General features: G+C 60.5%; 15 protein-coding genes. 5 read left to right on the plus strand and 10 right to left on the minus strand.

Going from position 1 to position 17,304, the window contains the following annotated elements; genetic code table 11:
• Nucleotides 1–76: 76 nt before the first annotated feature.
• On the minus strand, nucleotides 77–1,264 hold the full coding sequence (locus HNQ36_RS03000) for a BaiN/RdsA family NAD(P)/FAD-dependent oxidoreductase (RefSeq protein WP_184082445.1): 1,188 nt from the start codon (nucleotides 1,262–1,264) through the stop codon (nucleotides 77–79).
• Between the two features lie 47 nt (nucleotides 1,265–1,311).
• Nucleotides 1,312–2,898, minus strand: a complete 1,587-nt coding sequence (locus HNQ36_RS03005) for a B12-binding domain-containing radical SAM protein (RefSeq protein WP_184082446.1) — start codon at nucleotides 2,896–2,898, stop codon at nucleotides 1,312–1,314.
• A gap of 237 nt (nucleotides 2,899–3,135) precedes the next feature.
• Between HNQ36_RS03005 and HNQ36_RS03010 the strand changes: the two genes are divergently transcribed.
• Together HNQ36_RS03010 and HNQ36_RS03015 are read left to right on the plus strand one after the other, a co-directional pair.
• Nucleotides 3,136–4,134: an NADP-dependent oxidoreductase gene (locus HNQ36_RS03010; protein ID WP_184082447.1), complete on the plus strand. Its 999-nt coding sequence runs from the start codon at nucleotides 3,136–3,138 to the stop codon at nucleotides 4,132–4,134.
• 186 nt (nucleotides 4,135–4,320) lie between these two features.
• Nucleotides 4,321–5,910 carry a gamma-glutamyltransferase family protein gene (locus tag HNQ36_RS03015; protein WP_184082448.1) on the plus strand — a complete coding sequence of 530 codons (1,590 nt, stop codon included), beginning with the start codon at nucleotides 4,321–4,323 and terminating at the stop codon, nucleotides 5,908–5,910.
• Between the two features lie 142 nt (nucleotides 5,911–6,052).
• Here the strand turns inward: HNQ36_RS03015 and eda are convergent, their stop codons facing one another.
• From eda to HNQ36_RS03050, 7 genes are all read right to left on the minus strand, one after another.
• Nucleotides 6,053–6,712: a bifunctional 4-hydroxy-2-oxoglutarate aldolase/2-dehydro-3-deoxy-phosphogluconate aldolase gene (gene eda, locus HNQ36_RS03020; RefSeq protein WP_184082449.1), complete on the minus strand. Its 660-nt coding sequence runs from the start codon at nucleotides 6,710–6,712 to the stop codon at nucleotides 6,053–6,055.
• The gene (locus HNQ36_RS03025; RefSeq protein ID WP_184082450.1) at nucleotides 6,709–7,647 is read right to left on the minus strand and encodes a sugar kinase; all 939 of its coding nucleotides are present in this window, start codon (nucleotides 7,645–7,647) and stop codon (nucleotides 6,709–6,711) included. The genes eda and HNQ36_RS03025 overlap by 4 nt, the downstream gene beginning before the upstream one ends.
• Before the next feature lie 17 nt (nucleotides 7,648–7,664).
• Nucleotides 7,665–8,648 (minus strand): D-erythronate dehydrogenase, encoded by a 984-nt coding sequence (gene denD / locus HNQ36_RS03030; protein WP_184082451.1) that lies wholly within the window; start codon nucleotides 8,646–8,648, stop codon nucleotides 7,665–7,667.
• Nucleotides 8,649–8,688: 40 nt separating this feature from the next.
• Nucleotides 8,689–9,600 (minus strand): carbohydrate ABC transporter permease, encoded by a 912-nt coding sequence (locus HNQ36_RS03035; RefSeq protein WP_184082452.1) that lies wholly within the window; start codon nucleotides 9,598–9,600, stop codon nucleotides 8,689–8,691.
• An 87-nt stretch (nucleotides 9,601–9,687) separates the two neighbouring features.
• The gene (locus HNQ36_RS03040) at nucleotides 9,688–10,647 is read right to left on the minus strand and encodes a carbohydrate ABC transporter permease (RefSeq protein ID WP_137325270.1); all 960 of its coding nucleotides are present in this window, start codon (nucleotides 10,645–10,647) and stop codon (nucleotides 9,688–9,690) included.
• A gap of 119 nt (nucleotides 10,648–10,766) precedes the next feature.
• Nucleotides 10,767–12,092, minus strand: coding sequence for an ABC transporter substrate-binding protein (locus tag HNQ36_RS03045; protein ID WP_184082453.1), 1,326 nt, complete (start codon nucleotides 12,090–12,092; stop codon nucleotides 10,767–10,769).
• Between the two features lie 78 nt (nucleotides 12,093–12,170).
• Entirely contained in the window at nucleotides 12,171–13,238 is a 1,068-nt protein-coding gene (locus tag HNQ36_RS03050) for an ABC transporter ATP-binding protein (RefSeq protein ID WP_184082454.1), read from the minus strand.
• Between the two features lie 257 nt (nucleotides 13,239–13,495).
• Here HNQ36_RS03050 and HNQ36_RS03055 point away from each other — a divergent pair, with 257 nt between their 5' ends.
• The 3 genes from HNQ36_RS03055 to HNQ36_RS03065 are packed head-to-tail and all read left to right on the plus strand — an operon-like array spanning nucleotide 13,496 to nucleotide 16,849.
• Nucleotides 13,496–15,319: a dihydroxy-acid dehydratase gene (locus HNQ36_RS03055; protein ID WP_184082455.1), complete on the plus strand. Its 1,824-nt coding sequence runs from the start codon at nucleotides 13,496–13,498 to the stop codon at nucleotides 15,317–15,319.
• A gap of 21 nt (nucleotides 15,320–15,340) precedes the next feature.
• Nucleotides 15,341–16,075, plus strand: coding sequence for an SDR family oxidoreductase (locus HNQ36_RS03060; RefSeq protein WP_184082456.1), 735 nt, complete (start codon nucleotides 15,341–15,343; stop codon nucleotides 16,073–16,075).
• A 27-nt stretch (nucleotides 16,076–16,102) separates the two neighbouring features.
• The gene (locus HNQ36_RS03065) at nucleotides 16,103–16,849 is read left to right on the plus strand and encodes an SDR family NAD(P)-dependent oxidoreductase (RefSeq protein ID WP_184082457.1); all 747 of its coding nucleotides are present in this window, start codon (nucleotides 16,103–16,105) and stop codon (nucleotides 16,847–16,849) included.
• 21 nt (nucleotides 16,850–16,870) lie between these two features.
• On the opposite strand, the gene HNQ36_RS03070 is transcribed toward HNQ36_RS03065, so the two are convergent.
• On the minus strand, nucleotides 16,871–17,296 hold the full coding sequence (locus tag HNQ36_RS03070; protein WP_184082458.1) for a DUF4399 domain-containing protein: 426 nt from the start codon (nucleotides 17,294–17,296) through the stop codon (nucleotides 16,871–16,873).
• Between the last annotated feature and the right edge of the window lie 8 nt (nucleotides 17,297–17,304).

A 17,304-nucleotide genomic window follows, 5' to 3' on the forward strand; every position in this document is an offset into this window, starting at 1 on the left:
TTTTATGGCTGTGTTCCGAGCTGATGGATGGCCCTGAGGGGCGGCTCCACCATGTTCAGGCTGATTCAGGGAACTGTCAGACGTTTTGGCCGGCCGCAAAACCCGATGACCACGCCCACTGGAAATTGAAGCCGCCGAGGTGGCCCGTGACATCGATGACCTCGCCGACAAAGAACAATCCCGGCACGGATTTGGTCTCAAAGGTTTTCGAAGACAGTTCGCCCGTGTCGACACCGCCGAGCGTGACTTCCGCTGTCCGGTAACCTTCAGTCCCACGCGGCGTCACTTGCCACCTGTTCACGAGCATCGCGACCGCTTGCAATTGCCGGTCGGACAGATCCGCCATGCGCGAAGCTCCGCCGCCCGCCTCTGCGATCATCTGCGCAAGCCGCCCCGGCAGCAGCCGCGCAAGCCCGGTCGCCAATTCCTGGCGCGGATGATCGCGGCGCATCTCCTTCAGCGCCGCGAGTGCATCGACACCGGGCGCCATATCGATCTGAATATCGTCACCGTCGCACCAATAGGATGAAATTTGCAGGATCGCCGGACCGCTCAGTCCGCGATGGGTGAACAGCATCGCCTCGTCGAACTGCGTCCCGTCGCATTTCACCACCGCCTCGACGGAAACTCCGGCGAGGTCTTTTGATCGCGCCAGCAGCGCGTCATCGAATGTCAGCGGGACAAGTCCTGCACGTGGGGGCACAATCTTGAGGCCAAATTGTTCGGCGATTTTGTAGCCGAAGCCGCTCGATCCCATCTTGGGAATGGATGGGCCTCCGGTGGCGATGACCAGCGAGCGCCCGCGCATCTCTCCACGATCGGTGACGACGACAAATCCGCCCTCGCCCTTCGCGACCGACGAAATCTTCGTACCCGGATGCAGCGTTACGCCGGCGGATCCGCACTCATCGAGCAGCATGTCGATGATCTGCTGCGACGAGTCGTTGCAGAACAGCTGCCCGCGTGTCTTCTCGTGATAGGCAATGCGATGTTTCTCGACCTGCGCGATGAAGTCGTGCTGCGTGTATCCGCTTAGCGCCGACTTGCAGAAATGCGGATTGCGGGACAGGAAATTCGCAGGCGTGGTGTGCAGGTTGGTGAAATTACAGCGTCCGCCGCCGGAAATGCGAATCTTCTCGGCCAGACGCTTCGCCTGCTCGATCACAGCCACGCGCTGGCCACGCCCGCCGGCAACACTGGCGCACATCAAACCCGCCGCCCCTCCGCCGAGGACGACGACGTCGTAAATCAGCGACTGCTTCATAGCAATTCAGGCGATAACGCGTTCGGCGCGACCATCATCGTGTCGCGTCATTCAGCGGCGACAGGTATGTCCCGCAATCTCGTCGAGTAATACGATGCATTCTGCTGCCCGCCCGATGCGTCCCGCGCGAACAATATCAGATGGTGGGCGACCAGACCAACAGTGATGACACGCTCGATGTCGCCGCGCTTGAGAAGCGGCAGCGAGAATTTCCAGAATTCGCGGCGATAATCGCTCTTGATGCCGACCTGCCAGACGATGTTGGCAAACATGGTCAGGCCGCGCTTGATATTGCGCAACGACAACCGTTCCTTGCTGTTGGGCAACTTGATCCGGTTCGGATAGGTATGGATCACCTGATACTCAAAACGCGCAAACAGCTTTTCCGGGGTATAGGCCCGGCCCATGCACTCGCGCCACGTGGAAACGACGTGATCGTAGGGAAGCAGGAAATCGACGTTGGAATCGCGGTCGCTGTCCTCAAGCAGGCGGCCTTCGCGCTTGAGGCGATCCCATAGCGGCGTCTTCGGCAACGCCTGCAACAGATTGATCGTCAGCAACGGAATCTCCGACTGATCGACAAATTCGAGAATGCCCTCGCCCGCGTCGAGCGAGTCGGTATCCAGCCCGAGGATAATGCCCGACACCACTTCCAGGCCATAGCTGTTCAGCGTCTGCACACCTTCAAGGATAGGCACCACCATGTTGTGCTGCTTCGACATCGCCTTCAGCGCAGCAGGATCCGGCGTTTCGATGCCGCAGAATACCGTGGCGAAGTAGGCATCGCGCATCAGCGCCAGGATTTCGGGACGCTTCGCGATGTTCAGCGTGGCTTCGCACGCGAACTGAAGCGCGAAGCCGTTGCGCTTCTGCCATTCGACAAGATGCGGAAGCAGATCCAGCGCCGCCTTGCGGTTGCCGATGAAATTGTCATCGACGAAGTATACCGAGCCGGTGAGACCGCATTCGAGCAGCTTGTCGAGTTCTGCCGTAACCTGTGCAGGCGTCTTCAGACGCGGATTGCGCCCATAAAGTCCGGGGATGTCGCAGAACTCGCACTGATAGGGACACCCGCTGGAAAACTGGATGCTGCCGAGAAAATAACGCTCGAGCGGAATCAGCTCATACGCCGGAATCGGAAATTCCGACATCTCGCGGCGTTCCTGCGTTGTGAGAACGACCTGCTTGCCCGGCCGCGACGTATCGCGCCCCAGACGCCGAAACAGTTCTTCGGTAGCGTCGCCGAGTTCGCCCACATGAAGATAGTCGAAATCCGGGTAATTCTCCGGACATGCACTGACCGACGGGCCTCCGAGCGCCACGGCAAGATTATGCTCATGAGCGCGGCGGCAGATGTCGTTGATTTGCGGACGCTGGATATGCATTCCGCTAACGAAAACAGCGTCGGCCCAGTCGAAATCCTCGTCCGTCGCGACTATCATGTTCTCGTCGAGAAAGCGCACCTCCCAGCCCTTGGGCAAGGAAGCGGCGATCAGCAGCAGCCCCTGAGGGGGCATGAACGCCTGAACGCCGTCGGTCAGGGGGTAAGCGTATTCAAAGGTGCCAAATGAAGGGGAATATCGGGGAAAAACGCAAAGGATGCGACGAATGGAAGGACTTACGACGTCTCTCATCAGGCCCCCTGCTCTCAAGATGTGCAGTTGCGCTAAGAACGAGCCACAATTCCGGTGAGATTAGGGCGCTTCCGAGGAGGCAGCCCCACACTCAGCGCAACCTTACTCAGATAAGCAAGCCGCAGACCATTCCAATAACAACCGCCATTCAAAGGCTTGGTTCCACGGGTTCCAATCCCAGTTGAGGCTGCTATCGTCCTCCGCACAAAAAGACACAAGCCCTGCGGAGGAATGCCCATGACACAATCCAATCGCCAGATCCTGCTGGTCGAGAAACCCACCGGCAAGCTGCTGCCGCAGAATTTCAAGATGGCCGAAGCCGCCATCCCCGAGCCGAAGGACGGCGAGGTGCTAGTGCGCGTGCGCTACATCTCGCTCGACGCCGCGAACCGCGCCTGGATGCACGGCGCGACTTATCGCGCAGCGGTCGAAGCCAACACGGTCATGGCTGGCGGCGGGGTTGCCGAGGTGGTGTCGTCGAATGCGCCCGGCTTCGCACCCGGCGACCTCGTGTTCGGCGATACCGGATGGCAAGAATACGCTGCGGTGAAAGCGAAGACTCTCGTCAAGGTGCCCCACATGGAGCCAATGACGCATCTGCTCAGCGTGTATGGCATCGCCGGCCTCACGGCTTATTTCGGATTGCTTGAAGTCGGAAAGCCGAAATCCGGTGAGACGGTCGTGGTCTCGGCGGCGGCGGGCTCGGTTGGATCAATCGTCGGCCAGATAGCAAAGATCAAGGGCTGCCGCGTGGTCGGCATCGCGGGCGGTAAGGACAAGTGCAACTGGCTGGTCTCCGAACTCGGCTTCGATGCCGCGGTCGATTACAAGTCGGAGCCGGTGTTCAAGGCGCTGAAGGCCGCCGCACCAAACGGCATCGATGTCTATTTCGATAACGTCGGCGGTGACATTCTCGAAGCGTGTCTGCCTCAGATGAACAATGGCGGCCGCATCGCGTGCTGTGGCGCGGTCTCACAGTATGATGGCGCACCATCGGCGACAGGCCCACGCGGCGTCCCCGGACTGATCGTGGTGAAGCGCCTCATCGTGCAGGGGTTCATCGTGATGGACTATTACGACCAGCGCGAAAAGGCGATGGCCGATCTGCAGTCGTGGGTGAAATCAGGCAAGCTCAAGGTGCAGGAAGACATCATCAACGGGCTGGAGAACACCCCCCAGGCGCTGATCGGACTGCTCGCCGGCGAAAACCGCGGCAAGCGCATGGTGAAGGTGTAACGGACGCGCCGGTTGATTGCGGCGCGGCTGCTGCAATCTCGTCGGAATAGCGTCCCGACGCCGACACACTACAAATGCCCGGTGAAAGCCGGGCATTTTGCGTTTTGCCAAAAGTGAAGTTTTCACTTACATAGGGACATCGCGTCCATTGTCGGCGCATCAAACGCTAGAACATGGATACGACCGATGCTGAATACGCCCCGCTCCCGCCGCGGCATGGTGACCTCGCCCCATCATCTCGCCTCTGAGGCCGGGTTGCGCGTGCTGCGCGAGGGCGGCAACGCCATCGAGGCAACTCTGGCCATGGCCGCCAGCCTGCCGGTGGTCTATCCGCATATGAACTCGATCGGCGGCGACGGGTTCTGGCTGATTTCCGCCGAGGGCAAGCCGCCGATTGCGGTCGATGGCTGCGGCGCGGCCGCCATGGCAGCTACGCCGGAATTTTACCGCGCCAAGAGTCTCTCCGCGATTCCGCCGCGCGGTCCCCTCGCCGCAAATACCGTCGCCGGCACGCTATCCGGCTGGGCCGAGGTGATCGCGATCAACAAAGAAATGGGCGGCAAGCTTCCGCTGTCGCGTCTGGTGGAAGATGCGGTGTGGTCGGCTGAAAACGGTTTCGCCGTCACGGCGACACAGCAGGAATTGACCGAGACGAAATTCGCCGAACTGAAAGACTCGCCGGGCTTCGTCGATACATTTCTGCTCGGCGGCAAGCTGCCGAAGGAAGGTCAATTGATGAAGCTGCCGGCGCTGGGCGCGACGCTGAAGCGGCTCGGCCAGCATGGACCAATGGATTTCTATACGGGCGCACTCGCCAAGGAAATCGCCGCGGATCTGGCGCGGTGCGGATCGCCGGTGGCACTCGCCGACCTCGCCGCGCAGAAGGCGCAGCGCCGTCAAGCGCTCTCCGTCGCCGTCAAGGACGCGACGCTGTATAATTTCCCGCCGCCGACGCAGGGTCTCGCCTCGCTGATGATCCTGGCGATCTTCGAACGGCTTGGGGTGAAGGAGGCCGAGACCTTCGAATATCTTCACGGCATCGTCGAAGCCACCAAGCAGGCGTTTCTGGTGCGCGATCGCATCGTCGGTGATCCGGCTCATATGATTGAAGGAGCCGAGCACTATCTGACCTCCAAGGCGCTGGACGGCCTGGCCGCCAACGTCAACCGCAAGCGTGCGCTGCCTTGGCCGGTGCCGGCCAATCCCGGCGACACGGTCTGGCTCGGCGCCATCGACAGCAACGGCATCGCCGTCTCCTTCATCCAGAGCATCTACTTCGAATTCGGTTCAGGCTGCGTGCTGGAGAACTCCGGAATCGTCTGGCAAAATCGCGGATCAAGCTTCCTGCTCGACGGCGATGGCCCCCGCGCACTGCGCCCCGGCCGCAAGCCGTTCCATACTCTCAATCCGGCGATGGCGCTGTTCAACGATGGCCGCCGCATGGTCTATGGCAACATGGGCGGCGAAGGCCAGCCGCAGAGCCAGTCCGCCGTGTTCAGCCGCTACGTCATGTACGGTCAGGGCCTGCAGGCCGCTGTCACTGCACCGCGCTGGCTGCTCGGCAAGACCTGGGGCGATGCCACGGTGACGCTGAAGCTGGAGAACCGCTTCGATCCAGCCGTTGTGCAGGCCATGCGCGACGTTGGCCACGACATCGAGATCCTGCCGGATTTCACGTCGACCATGGGCCACGCCGGCGCTGTGGTGCGTCACGCCGACGGCATGTTCGAGGGCGCTACCGACCCGCGCAGCGACGGCGCGGCGATGGGATTTTGAGAGTCGCGACAGAGTCGTAGGGGGTGCTCTTCATCTTCACGCGCAACGTGATCTGAATTTCAGCTTTCGTTTCACGCCAGGTTACGGCTACGGCCGTAACCACTTCGCCAGACTCGACTTTTCGGCATTGGCCGGAAATGGATTACCGTCGCCGCAGGTGCTTCATCGCGTCGATGCAGCGGCCGGTGATAACTTCCCAATTCGCGGCCTTGATGTCCGACGCCGGACACAGCCACGATCCTCCCGCCGCAATCACGTTCGGCTCTGCCAGCCAGGTCGCCACGTTCGATCCATCAATGCCACCGGTCGGACAGAAGCGCATTTTCGGAAATGGCCCCGCAAGCGCGCGCAGCATCGGAATGCCGCCAGCCTGCTCGGCGGGGAAAAACTTCAGCAGATTGAATCCCTTCGCTTGCGCTTGCATGATTTCGGATGCGGTCACAACGCCGGGCAGCAAAGGCAGCGCGCTGTCTGCCGCCGCATCAAGCAGTTCCGGGGTGGCGCCAGGGCTGACCGCGAACCGCGCGCCTAGTTCGTGCGCACGGCGAAGGTCGTCCGCGTTGAGCACGGTGCCGATCCCGACAATGGCCTCCGGAACCTCGGCAATGATCGCCTTGGCGGCGGCCGCCGCAGCCTCCGTGCGGAAAGTGACTTCCAAAACCTTCACACCACCCGCCACAAGGGCGCGGGCGAGCGGCACGCCATCCTCGACGCGGTCGATGGTCAGCACAGGAACAATCCGCGCCGGGATCAGGATTGGCTCCAGCGCGGCCTGTCGCGCAGAGGCCGATAGACCGGTCATAATGGTCGCTCCGTGCCGATCACATTAAATATCCTGTCCGACGGCATTTCGGTGCGTGGTATGATCGCGCCACGATGGCCGACCACTACACCCGCCAGACGATGCCCTGCCTTCGCCGCCTCGACCGGCGTTAGCCCCCTCAGCCGGGCGGCGAGATAGGCCGCCGAAAAACTGTCGCCCGCCGCCGTGGTATCCACCACCCTGCTGACCGGTTCCGCCTTCACGGTATCCTCCACGCCATCATGCCTGACAACGCTGCCAGGGGTGGCAAGTTTCAGCACGACCTCGCGGGCGGCCATGCGGTCGATCAGTTCGCCGTGCATGCGTGCTCCGAATAACGGAGTGAGGTCATCGACAGACGCCAGCACGATGTCGGCGACGGCTAGCATGTCGCGATAGACCTGACGCGCGGTATCCAGCACCGGCCAGCCCTGCGAACGAAAGTTGGTGTCAAACGCCACGCGGGTTGAGCCCTTGCGCGCCCGTCGCAGCGCATCGATCAACCGCTGGCGACCGTCAGCGCTGTAGAGTGACAGTGTGACGCCTGAGAGGTAAATCATGTCGTAGCCCGCCAATGCTGCGAGCATCGCTTCGGTTTCCGGCAGATCGAGTAGCATGCGTGCTGCGGCGTTTTCGCGCCAGTAATAGAACGACCGCTCACCAGCCTCGCTGGTCCGGATCGCATAGAGACCCGGCAGCTTGCCGCTCACACGCGACACGTGCACCGTACCGATGCCCTCGCCCTTCCAGGCCTCAACCATCTCGTCACTGAGCGGATCATCGCCGAGCGCGGTGATATAGTCCGCTTTCACCCCAAGGCGCGCGAGATAGACTGCGGTATTCAGCGTATCGCCGCCATAGCCGCGCGTGAGCTGATCACCAGCGCCCTGCGACAGCTCGATCATGCATTCGCCAATGCAGGCGACTGTCGTCATTGTCTTACCGGGGGTTGTCAGCTTACGAATGTACCGCCGAGTTCGTCTTCGATATGAATCCGAATGATGTCATCGAACGTCTTCTCAGTGGTTGTGAAGCCGAGCTTGAGCGCGCGATCGGTGACGAAGTCCCGCGGCCATCCGGCGACAATGCCGACGATGGTCGGATCGGGCTGATGTCTGATCCGTGCCGTCACGCTTGGACCTGCCACCCGCGTCAGCGCGGCGATCTGCTCACCCACCGTCGCCGAGAGGCCAGGCATGCTCAGTGCCCGGCGTGGGCCGATGGTGCTGGTGTCCATGGTCGCGGCATGCAGCAGGAAGCCCACGGCGGAACGCGGCGACGCGTGCCAATGGCGAACATCCTCTGACACCGGCAGAATCGCTTCCTTACCGGCAAGAGGCTCGCGGATGATGTTGGAGAAGAAACCCGAAGCAGCCTTGTTCGGCAACCCGGGGCGCACGCATATGGTGGGAAGGCGGATGCTGACGCCGTCGAGCAGGCCCTTTCGGGTGTAGTCCGAAATCAGAAGCTCGCCGATCGCCTTTTGCGTGCCGTAACTCGTCAGCGGCGTCGTGAAGAACTCGTCACCGATCTTTTCAGGGAACGGCGCGCCGAACACCGCGATCGACGACGTGAATACCACGCGCGGCTTGTAGCCGTCGCCGATGGCGCGGATGGCATCGATCAGATAGCGCGTGCCGTCGAGATTGATCCGGTACCCCTTGTCGAAATCCGCCTCAGCCTCGCCTGACACGATCGCAGCGAGATGGAAGATCACGTCCGGCTTTGCAGCCACCAGCTTTGCCACCGCTGCCTGTTCGGCGACGTCACAGGTCACAACCTCGACTGGAATGGACGTGTTCGGCTTCGTGGGGGCTACGACATCCTGCAGCGTCATGCGCGTGACATCGGACTTGCCGAGTCTGCCGTCGCGCGTCAGCCGTTCGACAAATTTGCGCCCGACCATGCCGGCCGCGCCGAGAACAAGAATATGCAAAGCCTTCGTCCTTCCGTGGAGTTTCTTCTAGATGCCGAGACTATTCCTTGACCGCACCGGTCATCGCGGACACGTAGTGCTCGACGAAGAAGGCGTAGAGGATCACCAGCGGCAGCGAGCCGACCAGTGCACCCGCCATCAGCGATCCCCATTTGTAAATGTCGCCATCGACAAATTCGTTGACGATGGCGACGGGGACCGTCTTGTTCTGGGTCGAAGACAGGAACGTCAGCGCGTAGATAAACTCGTTCCAGCACAGCGTGAACGAGAAGATGAACGCCGAAATCAGCCCTGGCACAGCCAGCGGCAATACGATCTTGGTCAGAATCTGCCAGCGACTGGCACCGTCGATCAGCGCACATTCCTCCAATTCATAAGGAATGGTCTTGAAGTACCCCATCAACAGCCAGGTCGAGAACGGGATCAGCAGCGTCGGATAGACCAGGATCAGCGCCAACGGTGAATCGAACAACCCGTAGGAATGGATCACCGACGCCAGCGGAATGAACAGGATCGACGGCGGAATCAGATAGGCCAGAAAGATCGAGGCGCTGACGACATTGGCTCCCTTGAACCGCAGGCGGACGATGGCATAGGCCGCCAGCACGCTGGCGACGATGGAGATGAACGTTGCCGCTCCTGCGACATACATCGTGTTCCACAACCAGCGCGGATATTGCGTCTCAAACAGCAGCTTCTGGATATGCTTCAGCGTCGGCTTCACAACCCAGAACGGGTTGTATGTCTCCATGTCGATCAGCTGTTCGTCGGGTTTAATCGATGTCAGCGCCATCCAGTAGAATGGAAACAGCAGAATGACGATCATGATGAACAACGGAATATAAAGCGTCACGATCTTGCTGGGCAGCGTCTCGAGATAGCTCATGCCCTCGCTGTTGTCGGTCGACGACTGCGTTGCGGCGGCTGGCGGATGTGCGGCGTGATCGGTCATTGTCGGATCCTTGCTGCCATTTGCGCCATACGCGCGCGGAGCGAGCCCCGATCGCGCGAAACCAAACACTTCAGCGGCGCGACGAGATCAGTCATTGTCAGACCCCTGCTGCCATTTGCGCCGCTGCATGCCGAACCAAGAGATGGTGATGGCCGCGAGCAAGAACGGGATCATGGCGGTTGCAATCGCCGCTCCCTCGCCCAGCCGGCCGCTGAGAATACCGCGCTGGTAGCTCAACGTCGCCATTAGATGAGTGGCGTTGACCGGGCCGCCGCGCGTCAGCGCCCAGATCAGCTGGAAATCGGTGAACGTGAACAGCACCGAGAAGGTCATGACCACGGCGATGATCGGCGTCAGCAGCGGATAGGTGATGAAGCGGAAGCGCTGCCAGTTCGTCGCCCCGTCGAGCGTCGCAGCCTCATAGAGCGACGGCGACACCGTCTGCAGACCCGCCAGCAATGTAATGGCGACGAAAGGAACGCCTCGCCAGATGTTGGCGATGATGACACTTACGCGTGCCCAGGTGGAGTCGCCCAGAAAATTGATATTCTGATTGATCAATCCCATCTTGGTCAGCGACCAGGAGATGATCGAGAACTGCGAGTCGTAGATCCACCAGAATGCGATCGCCGACAACACAGTCGGCACAATAAACGGGATCAGGACAGCAGCCCGGATCAGCGCCTTGAACGGCATGCTGCGATTGAGCAGCAGCGCGAGGTAAAGCCCGAGCGCGAATTTGATGGCGCTGGCGATGATCGTATAGACGAGCGTATTGAACACCGATAGCCAGAAGACGCCGTCTTCCCATAACCACTCGTAGTTCTCCAGGCCGATGAATACACCGGGGCGACCGATGCGCACGTCTGTAAAGCTCATCCAGACACCAAGGCCGAGCGGATAAGCCAGAAACAGGATCAAAAAACCCGCCGCAGGCAGCATGAACCAGAGTGCGATCCAATTGTGATTCGTAATTAGACGCTGCCAGGCCGACTGCGTGCTGACGTAAGGCTTCGCTGCGGGCGCGCTTGCAGGGATCGCGGTCATGGTTCGAACCTTTGTCGCGTCGTCCACAAAATGGAAACCCGCCTTGTGGAAAGATCACGCGCAGATGGTTGATCGAGAAAACCGCCGGCGCGAGATGCCCCACGCCGGCGATGTAGGCGTTAGCGATACAGCCGCTTGGCCTGACGTTCTGCGAAGGCAATAGAGCCCTTGAGATCTTCGCGGCCGGTGCAGTAGTTGGCGAACATATCGACGACGACGAAATCGGCAATCGCCGCCGCGGCATTTTCGCCGAGGGTGCCGAGGCCGCCTGGCGTGAGCGTGCGCTTGGCGACATCGCGATACACGGTGTTCTTCGGATCGGAGGTCCAGACCGGGTTGCTGTCGGACGCATTCAGGAACGACGACAGATAGCCCGACGCAGATGTGAGCCACGGATTGTACTGATCGGCTTCCATCATGAATGCGGTCAGCGCCTTGCACGCCTGCGGATACTTCGTGAAGTTGAAGGTCAGCATGGTGAAGGGCAGATGCAGTTCGGTCGGCTTGCCGGCCGGGCCGATCGGCATGTAGGCGTGGTTCATGTCGTCGGCGATCGCCTTGGCTTCGCGCTTCGCCGTGACGTAAACCGATATTCCATTACAGGTGACGTGCAACTGACCGGCAACGAACGCCTTGTTGTTGGACGAGTCGTTCCATGACGCCGTGCCGGGAATGAACTCGGCATACAGCGCCTTGACGTATTCCAGCGCCTTGGCGGTTTCCGGCGAGTTGATGATGACCTTGTCGTTCTTGTCGACGAGGTAGCCGCCATGGGTCCACAGTGCCCAGTGCAGCCAGGTATTGCCGTCACCTGACGCGTGGCCGAGCGCCATGCCGGCCGGCGTGCCGTTCTTGTTGAGCGCCTTGCAGAGTTCGAGGAAACCCGCCGTGTCCTTCGGGAATTCTTTGAAGCCTGCTTTCTCACACGAACTGATGCGATAGTTCATCAGCGCGCCGGTGCAGGCGACCGGAATGCCGATCCACTTGCCATCCTTGTTCTTGCCATAAGCATTGGCCGACTCCGCCCAGCCGCCGTACTTCTTGCCGAGATAGTCGGCGACATCGGAAACATCGATGCATTTGGTCGGCAGAAGATGCGGCAGCGAATACAGACCCCACACCATGTCGAGTCCCTGCCCGGTGTTCGCAGCGACAGATGCCTTCGGCTGAAGATCGTCATAGGATTCGTTCGTGACGTTGACTTCGACGCCAGTGGCCTTGGTAAAGGCCTGCATGATGTTCATGAAGGCAACGTCTTCGGCTTCCACGAAACGCTTCCAGCGCAGCAGGTTGATCTTGGCGCCGGCTTCAGGCTTCCATTGCGAGGTCTGCGCCCAGGCCGTGGCAAAGCCCATCAACTGGTCGACCGATACTGTCGCCGCACCGGCGAGCACGGAGGCGCCGCCCTTCAAAAGCGAACGCCGATTTGGTGTGAAATCACTCATAATCTGACTCTCCCTGTTGTACCGGCTCTTGATTGTTTCGGCCGGCTGTTGGCTATGATTTTGATGTAACGCGCAACGCTAGTTAATGAGACGCTTTCCGGTCTCTTTGTCGAAGACATGGGCAGCGGCGGGATTTGGCCGCAGCCGAACCTTGTCGCCCGGCTTCACCGGACGACGGTCGCGAATGACTGCGATCAGGTCTTGCTGACCGATGCGGGCAACGATCTGGGTTTCCGATCCTGTCGGCTCCACCACGATGACGTCGGCCTCGATGCCGTCGTCGGCGAACTCCAGATGTTCCGGGCGGATGCCGTAGATCACGGGCTTGCCGTCCAGACCGGTGCGAGATGCCGCCAGCGGCAGCTTGCTGCCGTTCGCCGTCTCAACGTACGGGGTGTTGCTGCCGACCAGTTTGCCTTCGAGGAAGTTCATCGCCGGCGAACCGATGAACCCGGCAACGAACCTGTTGTCCGGATGATCGTAGAGCTCAAGCGGCGAGCCCATCTGCTCGACAATTCCGTCGTGCATGACGACGATCTTGTCCGCCATGGTCATCGCCTCGATCTGATCGTGGGTGACGTAGACGGTAGTGGTCTTGAGCCGCTGATGCAGTTCCTTAATCTCGGTACGCATCGCGACGCGCAGCTTCGCATCCAGATTCGACAGCGGCTCGTCGAACAAAAACACCTGGGGGTCGCGCACGATGGCGCGCCCCATGGCAACGCGCTGACGCTGACCACCGGACAACTGCCTCGGATAACGCTCAAGCAGCGGTGTCAACGCGAGAATGTCGGCCGCGCGGTGAACGAGCTTGTCGATCTCGTCCTGTGGCGCGTCGCGCAGCTTCAGCGAGAATCCCATGTTCTTGGCCACGGTCATATGCGGGTAGAGCGCATAATTCTGGAACACCATGGCGATATCCCGCTCTTTCGGCTGAACATCGTTGACCACGCGATCGCCGATCGAAATCGTTCCCGACGAAATCTTTTCCAGGCCGGCCAGCATCCGCAACAAGGTCGACTTGCCGCAACCGGAAGGGCCAACCAGAACGACGAACTCCCCGTCCTCGATCGGAACAGTCACGCCGTGCAGAACTTCAAATCCGCCAAACGATTTACGCACGTCGTGAATATGCACGGACGCCATATAGCCTCTCCTCCCTGTCGTCTCGGCGTCGTCCGGCGGAAGCCGTCGCTGCTCTGTTTTTTGTTTCGATGTTCGGAAGCGCGTCGAACCTATTCTCTGCGGTTTGCCCGTTCTTGCTATTAGACAGACGTATTAGCAGAGATTTTCGATTTTGTCCCAAAGATCGGATGTTTGAGCCGGCAGCGTTGCAGATGCCGCTTCGACATGCAAACATTACGTACGCGGACGCACAAAGTGTGCAGTGCGGGAGAAATCTTGTGAAAAAAACTGACGAACACGCCGCAACAAAAAATGGCGCAAAGCGAAAACTGCGTTCCCAGCTCTGGTTCGATAATCCGGACAACCCCGGGATGACTGCGCTCTATCTCGAGCGGTACCTGAACTACGGGCTCACCCGGCATGAGCTCCAATCCGGTAAACCCATTATCGGTATCGCCCAAACCGGCAATGACCTCTCCCCCTGCAACCGGCATCATATCGAGCTCGCGCAGCGGGTCCGGGAAGGCATCCGCGAAGCCGGCGGCATTGCGATGGAATTCCCGACCCATCCCATTCAGGAAACCGGCAAGCGGCCGACGGCGGCGCTTGACCGCAACCTGGCCTATCTCGGCCTGGTCGAAATCCTGTTCGGCTATCCCCTCGACGGCGTGATCCTGACCACCGGATGCGACAAGACCACCCCGGCCTGCATGATGGCGGCAGCAACCGTCAATATTCCTGCCATTGTTCTCTCGGGTGGACCGATGCTCAACGGCTGGTTCAACGGCGAACGAACCGGTTCCGGCACCGTGGTGTGGAAATCGCGCGAGGAAATGGCGGCGGGCAAGATCGATTACGACGAGTTCATGGACATCGTCGCTTCATCCGCACCGTCCGTCGGTCACTGCAACACCATGGGCACCGCCTCGACCATGAACTCGCTGGCGGAAGCGCTCGGCTTTTCGTTACCCGGTTGCGCAGCGATCCCTGCGCCTTACCGCGAGCGTGGCCAGATTGCCTATGAAACCGGCAAGCGCGCCGTCGAGATGGTGTGGGAAGACCTCAAGCCTTCCGACTTCCTGACTAGGAAGGCCTTCGAGAACTGCATCGTCGTCAATTCCGCGATCGGCGGCTCGACCAACGCGCCAATCCACATCAACGCGCTGGCCCGCCACATCGGCGTCGATCTAACCATCGAGGATTGGCAGAAGTTCGGTCATGACGTGCCGCTGCTCGTGAACATGCAGCCAGCCGGATTCTATCTCGGCGAGGAGTATCACCGCGCCGGCGGCGTACCGTCGGTGGTACGCGAGTTGATGAAGCACAAGCGCATTCACGAGGACGCGCTGACCGTCAATGGCAAGACCATGGGCGAGAATTGCAGGAATGCAGCCCCGCCGGACAGCGATGTGATCCGCACTTACGACAAGCCGCTGGTGAAGGATGCCGGCTTCATCGTTCTGCGCGGAAATCTATTCGATTCGGCGATCATGAAAACCAGCGTGATCTCGAAGGAATTTCGCGACCGCTATCTTTCCAATCCGAAAGACCCCGAGGCCTTTGAAGGCCGCGCCATCGTGTTCGAGGGGCCGGAGGACTATCACCATCGGATCGACGATGAATCCCTGAACATCGACGAGCACTGTATGCTGTTCGTGCGCGGCGTCGGACCGATCGGTTACCCTGGCGGCGCGGAGGTCGTGAACATGCAGCCGCCAGCGGCTCTCATAAAAAAAGGCATCACATCGCTGCCCTGCATCGGCGACGGGCGCCAATCCGGCACATCGGGTTCGCCGTCGATTCTCAATGCCTCGCCGGAAGCCGCCGCCAATGGCGGGCTTGCGATCCTGAAAACCGGCGACCGCGTGCGCATCGATCTCAACAAGGGCGAAGCCAACATCCTGATCTCCGCCGAGGATCTGAAGAAGCGCCATGCGGATCTCAAAGCCAACGGTGGCTTCCCCTACCCGAAGAACCAGACACCATGGCAGGAGCTCTATCGCGACACCGTCGGCCAGCACGCTACCGGTGCCTGCCTGGAGCTCGCGACGCGGTATCGCAATATCGCAGGCACTATCGGCGTCGCGCGCGACAATCACTGAAGACAAGGGCTGAGAGAACACATGTCTGACCGACTGAAGGGCAAGCGCGCGTTCGTGACCGCTGGCGCTGCGGGCATCGGCCGCGCCTGTGCCCTCGCCTTTACCCGCGAAGGCGCGACCGTGATCGCGACCGACATTGATGAGGTCGGCCTCGCTGCGTTGAAGAAAGAAGGCGTCGCCGAAATGTACAAACTCGACGTGCGCGACACCGCGGCAGTCGAAAACATGGCGAGGACGGTCGGCAAGGTCGATATTCTGCTCAATGCAGCGGGATTCGTGCACAACGGTACCGTGCTGGACTGCACGGACGCCGACTGGGACTTTTCCTTCGACCTGAACGTGAAGTCGATGCACCGTACGATCCGCGCGTTCCTGCCCTCGATGCTGGAGGGCGGCGGCGGATCGATCGTCAACATTGCCTCTGCCGCCGGTGTGTTCAAGGCTGCGCCAAACCGTTATGTCTACAGCGCGACGAAGGCCGCCGTCGCGGCATTAACCCGCGCCGTGGCTGTCGATTTCATCGCTAAGGGCATCCGCTGCAATTCGATCTGCCCCGGCACCATTGAAACGCCGTCGATGCTGGGCCGCGCAGCCGCGCTGGGTACCGGCGGCCGTGAAATGTTCGTCAGCCGCCAACCCATGGGCAGACTCGGCACTGCGGACGAAATTGCCTCACTCGCGCTTTATCTCGCCAGCGATGAAAGCGCCTTCACCACCGGCGTCGCACACGTCATCGACGGTGGCTGGACGCTCTGACAACAAGCAAGATCCCGGGAGAACGCCTTGAACAAGATTGATCTGAGCGGACGGTTCGCCGTCGTCACCGGCGGCGCGCAAGGGTTTGGCCGTGCCATCACCGAACGCTTCGCCGCCTCCGGCGCGAAAGTCGCGATCTGGGATTTCGACCAGGCACTGGCTGAAAAGACCGCCAAGGAGATCGGCGCTACTGTGACCGTGCTTAAGGTCGATGTCACGGATCCGGCTGCGGTCGAGGCGGCGCGCGACGCGACATTGAAAGCGTTCGGCCGCATTGACATCCTCGTCAACAACGCAGGTATCGCAGGCGTCAACAAGACGGTCGCCGATCTGTCCTATGACGAATGGCGTCAGGTGATGAAGATTAATCTCGATGGTCCGTTCATCTGCTGCAAGGCCGTCGTCCCGGCCATGATGAAGCAGAACTACGGGCGGATCGTGAATATCGCCTCTATCGCCGGCAAGGAAGGCAACCCCAACGCGTCGCACTATTCGGCTTCGAAGGCGGGCGTAATAGCGCTGACCAAATCGCTCGGCAAGGAACTGGCCGGCACCGACATCGCAGTCAATGCCGTAACACCTGCCGCCGCCAAGACCGCAATCTTCGACCAGATGACGCAGCAGCACATCGACTTCATGCTGTCGAAGATCCCGCGCGGACGATTCCTGAAGGTGGAAGAACTGGCCTCCCTCGTGACGTGGATGGCGTCCGAGGAGTGCCTCTACACTACGGGGGCCGTGTTCGATATATCCGGCGGCCGCGCCACGTATTGATTCAGCCGGAGCACTCTCGGTCTATTTGATCGTTACCGTGATTTTCTTCGACACGACCGGCGGATCGAAGGGATAGTGCTTGGCGTCGCCCAGCACCAGTTGAAGCGTGTGTTTTCCGGGCGGCAGTTCGATGCGCGCCTCTGTCTGTCCTGCGCCGAAATGAAGATGAGACTTGTCCTGCGGGATCGGCTCCTTCGGATCAAGCGGCTCGTTCACATCGATCAGCAGATGATGGTGACCGGCGTTGGCGTAGGTGTCGCCTGCGTGGGTTACTCCCATATTGCGCAAACCGAACCGGCACCAGAACGCCCCCTTGATTGTCATGCCATCCTGCGGCCAGACAAAATAGAGATACGCATCCTTGGCCGCCGGCGTACCTTGGGCGTGCGCTGCGAACGACAGCAATGACAGTGCCGCCGACAGCGTGATGGCCCTGATAAATTCCATGACGCCTC

Origin of the sequence: Afipia massiliensis (assembly GCF_014203115.1) — a bacterium.
Classification (GTDB): domain Bacteria; phylum Pseudomonadota; class Alphaproteobacteria; order Rhizobiales; family Xanthobacteraceae; genus Afipia; species Afipia massiliensis.